This is a genomic window from Nonomuraea jabiensis, assembly GCF_014204795.1.
Taxonomy (GTDB): domain Bacteria; phylum Actinomycetota; class Actinomycetes; order Streptosporangiales; family Streptosporangiaceae; genus Nonomuraea; species Nonomuraea jabiensis.
In genome coordinates, this window is record NZ_JACHMB010000001.1 from 2,003,684 (window position 1) to 2,019,541 (window position 15,858).

Annotated in this window: 16 protein-coding genes and 1 pseudogene; 5 read left to right on the forward strand and 12 right to left on the reverse strand. The window is 67.8% G+C overall.

The genetic code is table 11. The features are described from left to right. The first annotated feature begins 285 nt into the window (after nucleotides 1-285). On the forward strand, nucleotides 286-1,041 hold the full coding sequence (locus HD596_RS08630; RefSeq protein WP_185068761.1) for an NACHT N-terminal helical domain 7-containing protein: 756 nt from the start codon (nucleotides 286-288) through the stop codon (nucleotides 1,039-1,041). Between the two features lie 56 nt (nucleotides 1,042-1,097). Here HD596_RS08630 and HD596_RS08635 read toward each other — a convergent pair whose 3' ends face one another. The 8 genes from HD596_RS08635 to HD596_RS08670 all read right to left on the reverse strand — a co-directional run bounded on the left by HD596_RS08635 (nucleotide 1,098) and on the right by HD596_RS08670 (nucleotide 10,029). Further along, a complete protein-coding gene (locus tag HD596_RS08635) occupies nucleotides 1,098-2,201 on the reverse strand; it encodes a LacI family DNA-binding transcriptional regulator (RefSeq protein WP_185068762.1) in 1,104 nt (367 codons plus the stop codon). A gap of 115 nt (nucleotides 2,202-2,316) precedes the next feature. Next, entirely contained in the window at nucleotides 2,317-3,642 is a 1,326-nt protein-coding gene (locus HD596_RS08640; RefSeq protein ID WP_185068763.1) for a NosD domain-containing protein, read from the reverse strand. 44 nt (nucleotides 3,643-3,686) lie between these two features. After that, nucleotides 3,687-4,646, reverse strand: coding sequence for a glycoside hydrolase family protein (locus HD596_RS08645; RefSeq protein WP_185068764.1), 960 nt, complete (start codon nucleotides 4,644-4,646; stop codon nucleotides 3,687-3,689). Between the two features lie 33 nt (nucleotides 4,647-4,679). Next, nucleotides 4,680-5,711 carry a LacI family DNA-binding transcriptional regulator gene (locus tag HD596_RS08650; protein WP_185068765.1) on the reverse strand — a complete coding sequence of 344 codons (1,032 nt, stop codon included), beginning with the start codon at nucleotides 5,709-5,711 and terminating at the stop codon, nucleotides 4,680-4,682. A gap of 60 nt (nucleotides 5,712-5,771) precedes the next feature. Continuing rightward, nucleotides 5,772-6,893 carry a glycoside hydrolase family 172 protein gene (locus HD596_RS08655; RefSeq protein WP_185068766.1) on the reverse strand — a complete coding sequence of 374 codons (1,122 nt, stop codon included), beginning with the start codon at nucleotides 6,891-6,893 and terminating at the stop codon, nucleotides 5,772-5,774. Between the two features lie 28 nt (nucleotides 6,894-6,921). Beyond that, nucleotides 6,922-7,737, reverse strand: coding sequence for a carbohydrate ABC transporter permease (locus HD596_RS08660; RefSeq protein ID WP_221519233.1), 816 nt, complete (start codon nucleotides 7,735-7,737; stop codon nucleotides 6,922-6,924). Nucleotides 7,738-7,745: 8 nt separating this feature from the next. After that, nucleotides 7,746-8,735, reverse strand: a complete 990-nt coding sequence (locus HD596_RS08665; RefSeq protein WP_221519234.1) for a carbohydrate ABC transporter permease — start codon at nucleotides 8,733-8,735, stop codon at nucleotides 7,746-7,748. Then, nucleotides 8,725-10,029, reverse strand: coding sequence for an ABC transporter substrate-binding protein (locus tag HD596_RS08670; protein WP_185068768.1), 1,305 nt, complete (start codon nucleotides 10,027-10,029; stop codon nucleotides 8,725-8,727). Before HD596_RS08670 ends, HD596_RS08665 begins: the two co-directional genes overlap by 11 nt. A 204-nt stretch (nucleotides 10,030-10,233) precedes the next feature. On the opposite strand from HD596_RS08670, the gene HD596_RS08675 reads away from it, so the two are divergent. Beyond that, entirely contained in the window at nucleotides 10,234-11,142 is a 909-nt protein-coding gene (locus tag HD596_RS08675) for a carbohydrate kinase family protein (RefSeq protein ID WP_185068769.1), read from the forward strand. Here the strand turns inward: HD596_RS08675 and HD596_RS60270 are convergent. From HD596_RS60270 to HD596_RS08685, 3 genes are read right to left on the reverse strand one after another with little or no spacing between them, the layout of a single operon-like run. Then, nucleotides 11,135-11,275 (reverse strand): hypothetical protein, encoded by a 141-nt coding sequence (locus HD596_RS60270; RefSeq protein WP_221519235.1) that lies wholly within the window; start codon nucleotides 11,273-11,275, stop codon nucleotides 11,135-11,137. The genes HD596_RS08675 and HD596_RS60270 overlap by 8 nt on opposite strands. A 3-nt stretch (nucleotides 11,276-11,278) precedes the next feature. Further along, nucleotides 11,279-11,806, reverse strand: coding sequence for an ABC transporter permease subunit (locus HD596_RS08680; RefSeq protein ID WP_221519236.1), 528 nt, complete (start codon nucleotides 11,804-11,806; stop codon nucleotides 11,279-11,281). Further along, nucleotides 11,803-11,946 (reverse strand): hypothetical protein, encoded by a 144-nt coding sequence (locus tag HD596_RS08685; protein WP_185068770.1) that lies wholly within the window; start codon nucleotides 11,944-11,946, stop codon nucleotides 11,803-11,805. Before HD596_RS08685 ends, HD596_RS08680 begins: the two co-directional genes overlap by 4 nt. 204 nt (nucleotides 11,947-12,150) lie before the next feature. Between HD596_RS08685 and HD596_RS61470 the strand changes: the two genes are divergently transcribed. Both HD596_RS61470 and HD596_RS08695 read left to right on the forward strand, forming a co-directional pair. Continuing rightward, nucleotides 12,151-12,450 (forward strand): transposase, encoded by a 300-nt coding sequence (locus HD596_RS61470; RefSeq protein WP_246554223.1) that lies wholly within the window; start codon nucleotides 12,151-12,153, stop codon nucleotides 12,448-12,450. A gap of 391 nt (nucleotides 12,451-12,841) precedes the next feature. Continuing rightward, on the forward strand, nucleotides 12,842-14,359 hold the full coding sequence (locus HD596_RS08695; protein ID WP_185078362.1) for a non-reducing end alpha-L-arabinofuranosidase family hydrolase: 1,518 nt from the start codon (nucleotides 12,842-12,844) through the stop codon (nucleotides 14,357-14,359). 165 nt (nucleotides 14,360-14,524) lie between these two features. Here the strand turns inward: HD596_RS08695 and HD596_RS65580 are convergent. Next, nucleotides 14,525-14,578, reverse strand: a pseudogene (locus tag HD596_RS65580) (hypothetical protein); the annotation flags it as partial. A gap of 308 nt (nucleotides 14,579-14,886) precedes the next feature. On the opposite strand from HD596_RS65580, the gene HD596_RS08705 reads away from it, so the two are divergent. Beyond that, nucleotides 14,887-15,795 (forward strand): DUF6461 domain-containing protein, encoded by a 909-nt coding sequence (locus HD596_RS08705; protein WP_185068771.1) that lies wholly within the window; start codon nucleotides 14,887-14,889, stop codon nucleotides 15,793-15,795. The last annotated feature ends 63 nt before the right edge of the window (nucleotides 15,796-15,858 follow it).

Genomic DNA, 15,858 nt, shown 5'->3' on the forward strand with positions numbered 1-15,858 from the left:
CTTTCATCGCTCACATCAGGCTGCACGTCACCATCAGCCCACTTTGAACACTGACCTTTCAACCTCTGTAGCCGCAGGTTCGGCCCCGACTTCCTCCGACCTTGAACAGGGAGACGCCCCGGCAAGGTCGGGGATCACAATATCGGCCCTGAACATCGCCGAGTACGCGTAGTGTGAGGCCCCTGCCGTGGTTGCACTCTTGGGGGAACGCGATGGTACGGCGCTCCATGATGACCTATGAGGACGCGGTCAAGCTGCTCGCCAAAGATGATTCGGCGGTCGTCGATGCGCTGGATCAGGGCCTGGGACTGGGCTGTTACCGCGTTCCGACCCAACAGCGCCCTACCCTATTTCGACGCCAAGAATGAGCTCATCGCGCACCTTCGCAAGCTGACCAACTGGCTGAAGGAGCGGATGAAATCGTCGACTCGGCTGGAGTACGAGGGCCTGCTGGCTGCCGCCCACGCCGTCATCGTCATGACCGCCTTCACCGAAGAATTGGCGGAGCGGCTAGAGGATTTGGACGCGGGCGGTAAATGGAGCCGCGAGCTACGTCAATGGCAGGACGTAGGAAAGGGGCAGTCGAAGCGCCTGCGGCTGGTCAACTGGGCAGCGCAGTCCACGATCGAGCCTCCAGGACCGACCCGACCCACCGAAGTCGTCCTGGAACAGATCGAAACCGTCTATGGGGAGCTCAGCCAACAAGCCCTAGATTATCTGGCGGGACTCCGCCGTTGGGACGAACTGAACGAAAGTCAGCGAGACAGGATCAAACGCTCCACTCTTTCGAAAGGATTCATCGAACGGGCGATTGGCCGCTATCGTGGGCATTTTTTCCGGCTCGCCGCACAGGCCCCCGCCTGGTCCACCGCCGGATCTCGGCGCCCCGCTCGATCCAGTCCACGATCGGCAAGTGTAGAGCGATCTAGCGGTCCAGTCAGGGAAGATACGTGCGCCAGGCCTCGGGAATGTCTGGTAGTGGAACTGTGGTCGGCTGACAAAAGCGGGCGCCGGCAGCCGGCCGCTCCATTTATGATCTGACGCCGGCCACGCGTGGGGCAGACCGGGCCACGGATCCGCACCACCAGCACGCTGCTCTATTGAGCGACCGGTGGAGGAACCGATGAACGGTCAGTCCGGACGCTCCTGGAGAGTTGGCAACCCGTGGGCTGTACATGCGCGGGCTGCGGCGGCCCCACCGAGTCCCGCCTGACCAGCGGGCACGGCATGAGATGTCCTTGCTCCCCCTGCTCCGGGTCGTCCTGGACGAGCCGCAGCAGCCGGCGGACCGCCCACGTCCCCATCTCGTAGTGGGGGAGGGCGACGGTCGTCAGTGCCGGGGACAGCTCGGGCGCGATCAGGTCCTGATCGTCGTACCCGACGACGGACAGGTCGTGGGGGATGCGCAGGCCGCGTTCGGCCGCGGCGCGGTAGCACCCCATGGCCATCCGGTCGTTGTAGCAGAAGATCGCGGTGGGCCGTTCGCCGAGATCGAGAAGGCGGCTCGCCGTTCGGTAGCCTCCCGCCGTGTCGCCGTGCTCGGCCGCCACCAGCTCCGGGTCGGCGGGGATCCCGGCCGCCGCCAGCGTTTCGTGGTAGCCGGCCAGGCGCCCGGTCGCCGCCGGCACCTCCAGCGACTCGGTGGCGAAGCCGATCCGCCGGTGACCCGCGCGCAGGAGTTCGCCCACCGCCGCAGCCGCGCCTCCGCGCTCATCGGGCACGACGTACGGCATGGAGCCACCGGTGGGGCGCGCGTCCAGGACGACGGTGCGCACGTCGCCCAGCAGCTCGGGGACCTCGACGTGCCGGTGATACATGGTGGCGTAGATGACACCGTCGACGCTCCGGTCGAGCAGCGCCCGAACGGCATGGCGCTCGAGCGCGTGCTCGCCCCCGGTGTTCACCAGGAACAGCAGGTAGCCGGCCTGCCAGGCGGCGTCCTGAGCTCCCTGGATCATCCGCCCGGCGAACGGGGTGGTCGCTATGTCGTCCCCGACGAAGCCGATCGTCTGCGTCCTCCGTGTGCGCAGGCTTCGGGCGATCGGGTCGGAGGTGTAGCCGAGGTCGCGGGCGGCGGAGAGGATCCGCTCTCGGGTCTCGAGGCTGACGCGCGCGCCCTCGACGTTGTTCAGGACCACGGACACCGTGGAGACGCCTACGCCCGCTCGGGCTGCGACGTCCTTGATCCGCGGCTTGCCCATGATTCTCCTTGAAGAAACGATTCAGCAAATCGATTCTTCACCCCGGAACGGACATCTGACAAGGGTTCGTTCCCGGCGCGTCACCTGCCGCGGCGTCAGCCGGCCCTGCTGCGGCTCAGGGAGTGGCGCGGAAGGCGTAGTCCGTGGCGTAGGTGACGAACTGCGAGGCGGTGGCGCTGTCGATCACCTTCGTGCCTCGCGTGCTCGCGTCGAGCACGACGGCGTTCGCCGCGACGTTGCTGGCCACGCTGTTGTTGGAGACGTGGTTGTTGGATCCGGTGGCGACCAGGATCATGGTGGGTTTCGCGCCGGATGGCTTGATCTTGGCAGGGGCGACGTCATAGGCGAAGAGGTTGCCGGTGACCATGTTGCCGTCGCCGCACAGGTGCATCACCCCGTACAGGTCGTCCTTGCCGTTGTCGTACGGCTGCATCGGCGCCCAGGGCTCGGGTTCCCTCCGGAAGTGGTTGCCGCTGATGAGGTTCTCCTTGTTGACCCCGTCCGAGTCGAGCATTCCGGGGTAGAAGCCGTGCAGCCGGTTCCCCGTGATCGACGATCGGCTGGTGTTGCGCAGGTGAACCAGGCTCTTGCCACGCGGGAAGATGTTGTTCCCGGCGATCAGCAGGCCCTGGTGCCCTTCAGCGAAGATCGAGTAGCCGATGTAGCCCGCGCCGACATGGTTGTCGGTGACCTTCGACGCCTGCCCTGAGCCGATCAGCTCCACGCAGTTGCCGCATTCGGCGATGAAGTTGCCGTGCACGCTGAGCGCGTCCGCGTCCCGGATGATCAGCGCGCGCTCGAGGTAGACGAACCCCATCCGTTCGACGCGGAAGGCGTCGTTGGCCGTGTCGACGCGGATGCCGACCTTGCCGTTGGCGTAGGAGTTCTGGTTCGGCGTGAACGAGATCCCGTCGAGGCAGAAGTTGTCGAAGACGACCGAGCTCAGCCGCGGGTCCCCGCTGCGGGAGACGAGGAAGGCCTCGCTCTTGCCGTCGGTGTTCTCGACCCGGATCCGGCTGCCGCCCGGCCAGATCTCGTGCCAGGCCGAGGTGTCTCCGGCGTTGTACCGGATGCTGGAGGAGGTGAAGCCGTGGCCGTCACCCCTGATGGTGAGATAGCTGACGTCGACCGTGACCCTGGTCTTGAGCGGGTAGTCGCCGGGCGGGATGTAGATCACCGCACCGGGCTTCGACGACTGATTGGGCTGGCGCTTCTTGATGTCGGCGATGATGTCGTTGATCAGCGCGCCGATATCGGTGAAGCAGGTGATGGCCGCGTTGGTGGAGTGGACCCAGGTCGTGACGTCGTACGCCATGGACGGCCCGGCCTGGGCGGAGGCGGCGGGCGGGTTCGACAGCACGGCCACGCCGGCTGCCGCCACGCCGACTGCCGGCGCTCTGAGCAGCAGGCGGCGGGTGAGGCCGGGATCCTTCTCGGTCATGCGGTTCCTCCTGATGGTTGGGGGGTGGGGGAATGCCCCGGGTTTCACATCGGAAGCGGCTGGGTGCTCCGCAGGCCGTGTGCCGGATCGAGGCGCACGGGGATCGGGTCGGTGATCTCCCCGATGAAGCCGTCGTCGTCGGTGTGGCGGAAGGCGAGCAGGACCCAGGCGCCCGCGCGATCCCGGATGACGCGGCCGCTGTAGAGGGACTCCTCGGTGAGGCGCCGCGCCTTGAGCGGGTCGTACGGTCCGAGCAGATCGCCGGGTTCGAGGGCCCAGACGCCGCCGCGTTCCCCGGCCAGCCGCCGCTCCTCCGACAGCTCGGTGTGCAGACACGAGAACAGCAGCACAGGACTGCCGTCGACGAGTTCCACCTGGGCGACCTCCAGGTGGCCGAAGCCGGTGCCGGGCGCGCTGAGCGGGGGTTGCGCCTCCCAGGTGAGCAGATCGTGCGAGCGGGCGTGGCCGATCACGCCGCGCTGGTCGGGGTCGCCGACCCGGGAGCGGGCGGTGATGAGCATGTGCCAGCCGTCCCCGCCGGGGTCGCGGAAGACCCAGGGGTCGCGCCAGGCCTCGTCGGGCCACTGAGCGGTCTCGAGCTGCTCGTACCAGCGCGGATCGCTTTCCAGGATCGCTGCCGTGCCGTGTTTGCGCCAGGTGTGCAGGTCGTCGGAGGTGGCCAGGCCGATGCGCTGCTTGAGGCCGCGTTCGGCGTGGCTGGTGCCGGTGTAGAACATGTGCCAGGTGCCGTCGTCGGCCCGGACGATCGAGCCGGTCCAGGTGGTGTAGTCGTCGAAGGCGGGACCGGCGCTGGGGGCCAGCGCGTCCGGGAGCACGGTCCAGCCGGTGAGGTCGGCCGAGACGGCGTGGCCGACCGAGACGTTCCAGTGGCGCTGGTCGGGGTCGCCGATCGCCTTGGGTGCCTTGAGGAAGTACAGATGGTAGGTCTCGCCGTCGTCGGCGAGCCAGAAGTCCCAGACCCAGTGGTCGTCGAGACGCAGCACGAAATGCCTTTCCGGTGATGACGCCGGTACGCCTCAGGCGGTCGGAGCCGCGACCGAGGACCGGCGGACGAGGGGGCAGGGCAGTGTCCGCACTGGGACGTCGCCCGCGTTCCGGGCGGGGTCGTCGATCAGCTCCATGAGGCGATTGACGGCCCAGGCCCCCATTTCGTAGTGGGGTAGTTGCAGGGTGGTCAGGCCGGGGTACAGGCCGTCGGCGATGTACTCCTGGTTGTCGAAGCCGATGACGGACAGGTCCGCGGGGATGCGCAGGCCGAGTTCGGCGGCCGCGCGGTAGGCCCCCATGGCCATGCGGTCGTTGAAGCAGAAGATCGCGGTGGGCCGGGGCGTGCGCTCCAGCAGCCGGCGGCAGGCGCGGTAGCCGCCGGTGGACTCGGACTCCTCCCGTACGACGAGTTCCGGGTCGTAGGCGATGCCCGCCTCCTCCAGCGCCTGGCGGTAACCGCGCAGGCGCCCGTGGGTGGCGGGGACGTCGTCGCTGTTGAGCGCGAGCCCCACGCGCCGGTGGCCGTGCTCGACCAGCTCCCGGGTGGCGTCGTACCCTCCCCGGACCTCGTCCGGGACCACGGCGGGCGGTCCGTCGCCCCCGGTCCTGGCGTCGGCCATGACCAGGGGGAGGCCGCGCAGCGCGGCCGGGACCTCGACGATCCGGTGGTACATCGTGGCGTACAGCACCCCGTCGACCTGCTGCTGGTGCAGCGCCTGGATGCCGCGCGCCTCCGCGGCCGGGTCTCCCCCGGTGTTGACGAGCATCAACGCCCACCCACGGGTCGTCGCGACCTCCTGGGCGCCGAGGATCAGCCGGCCGGCATGCGGGGTGGTGGCGATGTGATCGCTGACCATCCCGAGCAGGTGGCTGCGCTGGGTGCGCAGGCCGCGTGCCATCTTGTTGGGGGCGTACCCCAGCCGCTCGGCCGCCTCGCGTACGCGTCGACGGGTGTCGTCGGGCAGTCGGGCGCCCTCGACGTCGTTGAGCGCGCGGGAGACGGTCGTGATGGACACACCTGCCTCGCGCGCGACGTCACGGATGCTCGGCCGCCTGGTCACCGCATCTCTCCTCTGTTCCGCTGTCTTCTGGGGGATCCCTTGATGGCGTGACCGGAGGCATCACTCGTCCCAGAGGCCGTGCTCGGGCCAGCGGCGCGGCAGTCGCTCCTCGACCGGCGGGAGGTCGGCGTGCGGGGCGTGCGGGTGAAGCTGGTACCAGTACGCGACGCTGGAGAAGTCGTTGCCTTGATCGTTGGCGTGACCATGCTCGATGGTGACGCGAATCGACTCGGCAAAGCGAACCGGGTCCTCAATGTGAAAGCGGTACAAACTCCACAGGCCGAAGTGCTCCTGCGGGCTGCTGGCCAGCGAGACCCCATGGTACGGCCCGGCGTACGCGCCGCTGGGGAATCCCCATGCGGCGTTGAAGTAGTCCTCGGTACCGGTGCCGTGGAGGGACGGCGGCCACTTCTCGCCGTCGATGAAGATCATGTCGTCGCCCTCGCCAGGCCAGGTGAACTGCTGGTTGGAGGCGTCGAAGTTGTCGATGCTCAGCACGCAGCCGACGTAGTGCCCGGTGCCGGTGGCGTCCAGGATGACGTAGTTGTCGTCCCCGGTCAGGTTGACGCCCGGCAGCTCCCACGGCGGGGGGTTCTCCGCGCCCGCGGGGTGCACGACCTTCTCGCAGGGCTTCTCCTGCCGGTAGTAGGCGTGGAAGCGGCCCATGTCGTCGGGGATCGGCTCCTTGGTGAGCTCGTAGTCGACGTAATAGAAGAAGTTCTCCACCGGCATGTCGCTCTCGTTGCGCAGCACGATCTTGGCGTGCGAGCCGAACGGCATGGGGAAGTAGGAGTTCATCGCGGCGGCGAAGGGGCCCTTGGGGCCGCGGCGCGGGCCGAAGACCATGCTCAGCGGCAGCGACACGTAGTGCGTGCAGGTGGCGTGGCCGACGCCGAAGAAGTCGCCGAGCGGGCTGCGTACGCTGGGGTTGTCCTCGCCGTCCCAGTACATCTCGATGACGAGCTTGCGCAGGTACTTCTCCGAGTAGCACCGGGTGGTCAGCCAGATGTGCTCGATGATCCCGCTGCCCTCGATGTCGGCCAGCACGTGGGTCTCGCCAGGGGGGACGACGGCGAAGTCGCGGTTGCCGCCGGTACGGTCCCAGCTGGACGATCGCCGCGATCGCCCCGCCTTGATGCGCGGGAGCCCGCCGAGTGGGCTGGTCGGCTGCCAGAACTGCATTGCCAGGTAACCTTTCGCTTGGTGTGGATCAGCCCTTGACGGCGCCGAGGGTCATGCCCGCGACGATCCGCCGCTGGAGCAGCAGGGTGAACAGGACGACGGGGACCGAGTACAGGGTGGCCAGTGCGGTCATGGGCCCCCATTGCAGGCCGTACTGGGTCTGGAAGTTGGCGATGACGATCGGCGTCGTCTGTGCCCGCACCGCCGTGAGCAGCAGCGCGAACAGGAACTCGTTCCAGGACGCGAGGAACGCGAAGATCGCCGTCACCGCGATGCCGCCGCCGACGACCGGCACCACGACCCGCACCATCGCCTGCAGCCGGGTGCAGCCGTCGACCTGCGCCGCCTCCTCCAGGCTGGGCGGCACGGCCTCGAAGAAGCTGGCCATCAGCCAGATCGACAGGGGCAGCGAGATCGTCGTGTGGGCCAGCGCGAGCGCGGTGGGCGTGTCGGTGATGCCCGCCGTGCTCATCAGGTTGACCAGCGGGACCCCGATCGCGACTGGCGGCACCATCCGGGTGACCAGGGCGAGCATGACGAAGATCCGCCCGCTCACGGTCCCGTAGCGGGTGATCCCGTATGCGGCCGGGACCGCGAGGAGCACCGACAGCACCGTGCTGATCACAGCGGTGGAGGTGCTGTTGATGAACGAGGGGATCACGCCGGGCGTGGCCAGAGCGGTGCCGTAGTTCTCCAGGCTCCAGGCCTTGGGCAGCACCGTCGGCGGCACGGAGATGGCGTCGGTGGGCAGTTTCAGCGAGGTCAGGATGAGGTACGCGAACGGGAACGCGTACAGCACCACGATGGCGGCCAGCAGCGCCCACAGCAGGGTCCGGGTGCTCATGCGGGAGGTCATCGCGCCGCCCCCTTCCCGGGCCGCCAGATGGTGGCCACCGCGATCAGCGCCACGGCCAGCATCGCGATCAGATAGAGGGTGCCCATGGCGCTGGCGAGCCCTGGCTCGCCGAAGCGCACCATCGTGCGATAGATGAGCAGGCTGAGCGTCTCGGAGGCCGACTGGGGGCCGCCGTTCGTCTGGATGAGGATCACGTCGAAGGCCCGCGCCGCGTCGATGCCGCGTACGACGAGCGCGACGGCGATGACCGGCCGCAGCAGCGGCAGCGTCACCCGGGTGAGAGTGTGCCAGGGTCCGCTGCCGTCGAGGCGGGCGGCCTCCAGCACGTCGCCCGGGATGTTCTGCAGTCCGGCGAACAGCACCAGGGCCATGAACGACGTGGTCAGCCAGATGTCGGGCAGCGCCACCGAGAACAGCACGATGTCCGGGTCACTCAACCAGCCGATCGCGTCGGGGCCGCCGATGATGCCGAGCCGGGCGAGCAGCTCGTTGACGATGCCGAAGTTGTCGATGAGCAGGAACCGCCACAGCAGCCCCGCGACGACGGGGGCGATCATCAGCGGGTACAGGAACAGGGTCCGGATCCACCTCGCCCGCCGGCCCAGCACGTTGAACAGCAGGGCCACCGCCAGCCCGAGAGTGAACTCCAGCGTGACCACGAGCATCGTGTACAGGGCCGTGCGGCCGGCGGCGCCGAGGAACTCGGGCGAGGTCAGCGCCTCGCCGTAGTTGCCCAGGCCGGTGAACTCGCGCGTCCCGGCCAGCGGGGCGATGTCGTACAGGCTGTCCACGACCAGCTTGACCAGCGGCCAGCCGACGAACACCGCCAGGAACCCGGCCGCCGGAGCCATCAGCACCAGCGCGAACCGGTTGTCGGTGAGCCCGGGACCCCGCCGGCGCCGGACGTGATCGACGCCGGCCCGGACGTCCCCGCCGGAGGGCCGGGGGGCGGCCGGCTCCAGCGCGGGCTTCGAGCTACTGCGCAAGGCTCTGGACCTTCTCCTTGGCGGCGGCCAGCAGGGCCGCGTAGTCGGCGCCCGGGGTGAGCGACTTCTGCAGCGTCGGGATCAGCACGGTGTCCACGATCTGCTGCCACTTGGGCGTCGCGGGGCGTGGCTTGGTGGCGGTCGCGTTGAGGGTCTCCAGCAGCGGCTTGAAGTGCTCGTAGCCGGGCTTGTCGGCGTACTGCTCGAACGCCGACTTCCGCGCGGCGAGCCCGAGCGAGGACTCGATCGCCATCGCGTTGTTGTCGTAGGCGAACTTGACGAACTCGGTGGCCAGGTCGGCCTGCTTGGTGGCCTTCGGCACCGACAGGTACCAAGGGCCGGGGATGCCCGCCACGCCGGCCGCGCCGCCGATCATGGGAGCGGCGCCGACCTTGCCGTGTACCGGGGAGTCCTTGGGGATGAGCGGGAACGCGTGCGCCCAGAACCGCGTCATCGCCGTCTTGCCCTGGTTGAACAGGTTCTGCGCGCCCGCCCAGTCGAGCTGCTCGGCGCCGGGCGGGCTCACCTTGAGCTTGTTGTTCAGGTCGCTGTAGAACGTCAGCGCCTTCAGGTGCTGCTCGTTGTCGATGATGACCTGGCCGGAGGCGTCCAGGACCACGCCCGGCGACCCGGCCTGGAGCACGTGCGCGAGCCATTCGGTCTCGACCGCGCCCTTGACGTCGGTGCCGGACAGCTTGCCGTCGCGGGTGAAGAACGTCGCCGCGTCATTGAACTGATCCCACGTCGTGGGCGGGGCGAGCTCGTAGCCGTACTTCTTCTTGAAGGCGGCCTGCTCGCCGGCGTCCTCGAACAGGTCCTTGCGGTAGAAGAGGATCTCGGCGTTCGTCCACACCGGCATGCCGACGAACGTGCCGCCGACCTGCGCCTCGGTCACCAGGGCCGGGAACAGGTCGGCCTTGACGTCCGCGGTGAACAGCTCGGTCAGGGGGCGGACGGCGCCGGCGAACGCGGTCAGCCAGATCGCGTCCAGCGCGGCCACGTCGAAGCTGAGGGCGCCGGAGGACAGCTCGCCGGACAACCGGTTGAACAGGCCGTCGTACGGCAGCTCGATGAACGTCACCTTCGCGCCGGTCTTCCTGGTGAACGCCTCAGCGATCTTGGTCAGCTCCGCCTTGCCGCCCGCCTCGACCAGGACGCTGAGCGCCTTGGCACCGCCCGTACCCGATCCGGTCGTGGTCCCGCCTGCGCCACACGCGGTGGCCATTGCCGCCAGACCCGACACGCCCGTCCACTTCAACAGGTCGCGCCGGGACAGGCCAGAGTTGTGAGACATGGTGCTCTCTCCCGTCAGCCCGGGGCTCATGCGGTGCGCCCCGAACCGCCACTGAGCTAAAACGTTTGCGCAAACGTAGCTCCCGCATCGGACGAGGTCAAGATGGTGTCGGAAACATTGTCGCAATCCCCGTGAAACGCGCCTTCGCTCTTGCGGAATCGATTCAGCAGATGTCACCATGTCGCCGGCATGAGGGGAGAGCACATGACGTTCCTGGTGATCGGCGAGAGCATCGTCGACCTGATCGGCTCGCCCGGCGCATGGCGGTTCAACGCCGTCGCGGGAGGCAGTCCGCTCAACGTCGCGGTCGCGCTGGCCACGCTCGGGCAACCGGTCAGACTCGCCGGCGAGATCGGCGGCGACTTCTTCGGCGATCTGCTGCGGGGCCATCTCGGCAGGTACGGAGTCGGGCACGGCGAGCTCGTCCCCAGCGCCGCGACCAGCCTGGCCTTCGCCAGGGTCGGCGACGACGGGTCGGCGTCCTACGACTTCCGGTTCGACTGGCGCTTCTCCGGCCCCGTCTCGCTCGACGGCGTCACCTGCCTGCACACCGGATCACTGGCCACGCTCGTCCCGCCCGGTGGCCCGCATGTCCGCGACGTGATGCGGGCCGCGGCCGACGCCGGGGTCATCGTCTCCTACGACCCCAACATCCGCCCCTCGCTCATCGGCGACCGGGCGACCGCGCTGACGCTGGTCGAGGACTGTGTACGGCTCTCGAGGCTGGTCAAGGTCAGCGCGGAGGACCTGGCCTGGCTGTATCCTGGCGAGGCCGGCCCGAACGCGGCGAAACGCTGGGCGGCGTGGCCGGGAGAGCGCCTGGTCGTGGTGACCCGAGGCGGCGACGGCGCGTCGGCGATCCTCGGCGACTCGGTGATCACCTGCCCCGCTCCCGTCGTCGAAGTCGTCGACACGGTCGGCGCGGGCGACACCTTCACCGCCGCCTATCTCACGGTTCTCGGTGACGGCGAGCTCACCGAGGAGCGCGTCCGCGACGCGCTGCGCTACGGATGCGCGGCGGCGGCCGTGGTATGCACCCGGGAGGGCGCGGTGCCGCCCGAACCGCACGAGATCGACGGGCTGCTCGACCAGCAGTGGGCCACCGTCACTTGACGGCTCCTCCGGTGATGCCGGAGATGATCCGTCTTTGGGCGACGACGAAGACGACGACCAGCGGCAGGCTCATGAGCACGACGTAGGCGAAAACGAGGTTCCAGTTGTTCTGATACAGGTTGCTGCTCGCCACCGACTACAGGTTCAGGGGAAGTGTCGAGTACGTCCCTCCGCCGAGCACGAAGAAGGCGTAGAAGACGTCATTCCAGATGTAGAGGCAGATGAGGATCGTGGCGGTCGCGATGACCGGGCGCAGCAGCGGCAGGACGACCTTGATGAAGATGCCGAGCGGCCGTGCGCCGTCCATGCGGGCCGCTTCCTCCACCTCGACCGGTATGGTCCGCACGAAACCGGTGACGAAGAAGATCACCAGGGACATGTACATGCCCATGTAGACCAGCATCATGCCGGCGACGGACAGCACCATGACCAGCAGGCTGCCGAACAGCGCCCACAGCATGCGGCCCTGCGTGAACGCCTGGGAGTAGTTGTCCCACAGGTGCCACACCCGGGGGAGGGACAGGTCGGGCAGGTTCGCCTCGCCTTGCGACTTGGCAGAGGTCACCAGGGCCAGCCACAGCGGGATTCCGATGACGACGGCGGTCAGGATGATGACGACGGCCGGGTGAACGAGGCGGGACCAGCCCCGGGCGGAGCTCCTCACAGGACACGCTCCCTCTTGCGCAGGTAGCCGATGACAGGGAAGGCCAGCAGGGCGACCAGGAGAAGGAGGGCGAGGCTCATCGTGGTCGCCTGGGCGAACAGGCCGTTGCCGTAGACGCGGAAGATGTAGATGTCGAGCACCTCGGTCTGCTGTGCGGGCCCTCCTCCCGTGGTTTCTCGGCTGCCGCCGCGAGAAGGTGGACACCGCCAGCTGCGGGTCGAGAGCCGACGTCTACTCGATCTGCAGGGACGTCGGCGCCGACGACGCCCGCTGCGACAACCGCGCCGACGCGTACGGCACCTCGACCCTGAGGAAGGCCGCCATCTCCAGGCGCTCACCAGCGCATGCCCCAGCTGGCGAAGCTCCGGCTGCGCGTCCGCCAGTTCGCCGAGATGATGATGCACCGCCACGGCCGCAACCTGGAGACCTGGATGAACGCGTTCCTCAACGACGACCTGCCTGAACTCCACTCCTTCGTCACCCGGCTACGCCACGACCAAGACGCCGTCACCGCCGGCCTCACCCTGCCCTACAGCTCCGGGCCCGTCGAAGGGCACGTCAACCGGACCAAGATGCTCAAGCGACAGATGTACGGCCGCGCTAACCCCGATCTCCTGCGCAAACGAATCCTACTGGCCGACTGACCAAGGTCCGATCACGGAAAGTGTGCCTGATCCAGTTTTGCGGCGTCGTCGAGACTCGGTCTCATGCGGAACGAACATTCGCTCGGTGCGGGCGGACCGGAGTTCGTCGACGGTACCTCTTGAATGTGCCGAAATAATCTGGCAACGTCACGAGCGCCAGATGGTCACCCTTCCCCTCCATGCCCTGATTTGTGTAAACCGCTTTGCGGTACGAATGTTAGCGCTAACATCAACTTTGACGAGAAGCTTCCATGACGTCCCACGGCGAGTCGGAGCGCAACAACGGCAGCCTCCCGTGGCGACCAAACCCGGAGTTGGGAACGAGCTCTTCTGCGACGCATAACGCGCCTCGCGCGGGCGCTGACACCGAAGGAGAATCGCCTTGAGTTCGATGGTCTCGGCCGGAGCGGGCGTGTCACCGCCGGCGGTGCGCCGGCATGCGGGTCGCGTTCGACGCAGCCGTTTCAAGTCCGTCCTGATCACCGCGGTCACGACCGTTTTAGCCGCTGCGTCGGCGCTCGCGATCACCCCCGATGCGGCGTCGGCGGCGACCGTCGACACGAACGCCTGGTACGTGCTGGTCAACCGCAACAGCGGCAAGGCGATGGATGTCACGGGTGCCTCCACGGCCGACGGGGCGGTGATCGAGCAGTGGGCGCGCCACGACGGGGCGAACCAGCAGTGGCAGTTCGTGGACTCCGGGGGCGGCTACTACCGGTTGAAGTCGAAGAACTCCGGCAAGGTGCTCGACGTCGACGGCTGGTCGACCGCGGACGGCGCGAAGGTCCAGCAGTGGACGGACAACAACAGCACCAACCAGCAGTTCCGACTCGTGGACTCCGATGGCGGCTATCTCCGGCTGATCAACCGCAACAGCGGCAAGGCCGTGGAAGTGACGGGCCTGTCGACCGCGGACGGGGCGGCCGTCGTGCAGTACGGCGATTGGAACGGCTCGAACCAGCAGTGGCAACTGGTCCGTGTGGGCGGCACCACGCCGGGGACGTGTTCGCTGCCGTCGACGTACCGCTGGTCCTCGACGGGCGCACTGGCGACGCCGAAGGCGGGCTGGGTTTCGCTCAAGGACTTCACCAACGTCGTCTACAACGGCAAGCATGTGGTCTACGGGTCGACGGTCGACTCCGCTGGGCAGCACTACGGCTCGATGAACTTCGGGCCGTTCACGAACTGGTCGGACATGGCCTCGGCTCCGCAGAACACGATGAATCTCGGCACCGTCGCGCCCACGTTGTTCTACTTCACCCCGAAGAACATCTGGGTGCTCGCTTACCAGTGGGGTCCGACCACGTTCAGCTACCGGACCTCAAGCGACCCCACCAACGCGAACGGGTGGTCCGCGCCGCAGGAACTCTTCTCGGGGAACATCCCCGGCGGCGGCGCCCTGGACCAGACGCTGATCGGCGACGGCACGAACATGTACCTGTTCTTCGCCGGTGACAACGGGAACATCTACCGTGCCAGCATGCCGATCGGGAACTTCCCGGGCAGCTTCGGCACGTCCTACACGACGATCATGAGCGACACGACGGCGAACCTGTTCGAGGCGGTCGAGGTCTACAAGGTCAAGGACCAGAACCAGTACCTGATGCTCGTGGAGGCCATGGGCGCGAACGGGCGTTACTTCCGCTCGTTCACGGCAACCAGCCTGAGTGGTTCCTGGACCCCCCAGGCCGCGACCGAGAGCAACCCGTTCGCCGGCAAGGCCAACAGCGGCGCGACGTGGACCAACGACATCAGCCACGGCGACCTGGTGCGCACCAATCCCGACCAGACCAAGACCATCGACCCCTGCAACCTCCAACTCCTCTACCAGGGCCGCGACCCGCGCTCCGACGGCACGGCCTACAACTCCCTGCCCTGGCGGCCGGGCGTGCTGACGCTCCAGCGCTGACCGCCTGACGCGCCAACCCCGCCGGGCCGGCACTTCCACCTCGCGGGTGGGGGTGCCGGCCCGATGGTCTTCGTGCCGGCAGGCGATGGGGATGGTCCCGTGGTTGCTCGTGCTGCCGTTCGGCATCCACACGACGTCCGGACCGACGGTCGCGTTGCCCGCGCCGTCCAGCGTGGTGCCGGTGCCGCGGTTGATGATCTGGTAGCGGCCGCCGCCCACGCTGTTGAGCCGCCACTGCTGGTTGTTGCCGCCGTTCCACGGTCACCGGAGGCAGTAGGCGCCGTTGGCCCTGTTGCCCCAGCTCTCGGCGACATGCGCTGCCCCATGCATCAACCGGACATAGATCAGGCACACTAGTCATCACGACAGCCCTTGGTTATAGATCTTCCTCCCTCGACAAGAAGAATGATCACCCAAGGGCTGTCGTATTGAGAAATCTGGCGCGGCCTTACCAGCCACCAAGGTTAATCGGGAACGCATGAACATGCCCACTCCAAATCCTGCCGACCATGCTTGGCTGACAGGCGATGACTTTCCCCTATTGGACGACCGGGTTGTGCGTCACCTTGCTCCCCAACAAGTCGCCCGACTGGGTGGAAGACATCCTGCGCACGTTCCTGGGTGCCGTGCCGGCCCTCGACACGACACAGCCGTACATCGCCCACATACACGCCGCCGGCAGCGGGTCGATCATGTTCGAGAATGGCGGGTTCGGCGGCATGATGCTTGAGGTGATCCGCCGCCTTTCCCAGGGCACAAAGGCCGTCGTGGTGCTACGTGACTTCCTGGGCAACGCTGCGTTCGCCTATGCCATGGACGGCGAGATAATCACCGCATTCGATATCTATTTCCCGGGCGACCGCCGGGGGCGGTCCCCCGACGCACTCGATGACCAACTGTCGGCAGTCGGCCTGCTACCGGCATACGAGTACGTGTTCGATGAGGACGTGGAAGAGGAGGACGAGCCGGAGCGGGTCACAGGTCGAGCGGCGTGGATCCTGCGGGTCACGATGTCAGGTGGGCCGGGCGTCCCCTTCGGCGCCGACCACGACCATCCGCGTCGGCCCCGGCAGGACCTGTCTCGGCCACAAAGCCCTGATCAAGTACGACTGCTGATGCCCGTAGCGGGCCGGTGCCCGGCACTCGAAGTCACGACCCGAGCTGGGCGCGGACACGACCTGTCTCCATGTGACGGTGGTGCGGTTCGTACAGGGCACGTGCCGCGCCAGACCGTCTCGGCCGCCGTCCGGTCGCCGAGGGCGTGGTGGGCGTCGCCGAGGCCCACCAGCGTGTCGGCCGCCGCCGCGGCACGGGCCGTCTTCGGCATCGGCGCGGCGTTCCCGCTGCTCATGGGCCACGTCACAGCGCCGTCGTATCGGGTTGCCGGGATCGTCTGGAGACGGTGGGGTGGATCCCACCGTCGTCGCCGGCATTGACCAAGCAACCTGGACCGGGCGATCCACCTCATGGAGGCCGGCGCGTGGCCCACGATCCCCTGC

What these genes read in the sequence shown, in the direction of transcription:
- HD596_RS08670 (WP_185068768.1), bottom strand. Translation starts at nt 10,029, where the DNA reads ATGTCTCACAACTCTGGCCTGTCCCGGCGCGACCTGTTGAAGTGGACG.
- HD596_RS08630 (WP_185068761.1), top strand. Translation starts at nt 286, where the DNA reads ATGCGCTGGATCAGGGCCTGGGACTGGGCTGTTACCGCGTTCCGACCC.
- HD596_RS08655 (WP_185068766.1), bottom strand. Translation starts at nt 6,893, where the DNA reads ATGCAGTTCTGGCAGCCGACCAGCCCACTCGGCGGGCTCCCGCGCATC.
- HD596_RS08660 (WP_221519233.1), bottom strand. Translation starts at nt 7,737, where the DNA reads ATGAGCACCCGGACCCTGCTGTGGGCGCTGCTGGCCGCCATCGTGGTG.
- HD596_RS08705 (WP_185068771.1), top strand. Translation starts at nt 14,887, where the DNA reads ATGACTTTCCCCTATTGGACGACCGGGTTGTGCGTCACCTTGCTCCCC.
- HD596_RS08640 (WP_185068763.1), bottom strand. Translation starts at nt 3,642, where the DNA reads ATGACCGAGAAGGATCCCGGCCTCACCCGCCGCCTGCTGCTCAGAGCG.
- HD596_RS08675 (WP_185068769.1), top strand. Translation starts at nt 10,234, where the DNA reads ATGACGTTCCTGGTGATCGGCGAGAGCATCGTCGACCTGATCGGCTCG.
- HD596_RS08635 (WP_185068762.1), bottom strand. Translation starts at nt 2,201, where the DNA reads ATGGGCAAGCCGCGGATCAAGGACGTCGCAGCCCGAGCGGGCGTAGGC.
- HD596_RS08695 (WP_185078362.1), top strand. Translation starts at nt 12,842, where the DNA reads ATGGTCTCGGCCGGAGCGGGCGTGTCACCGCCGGCGGTGCGCCGGCAT.
- HD596_RS61470 (WP_246554223.1), top strand. Translation starts at nt 12,151, where the DNA reads ATGCCCCAGCTGGCGAAGCTCCGGCTGCGCGTCCGCCAGTTCGCCGAG.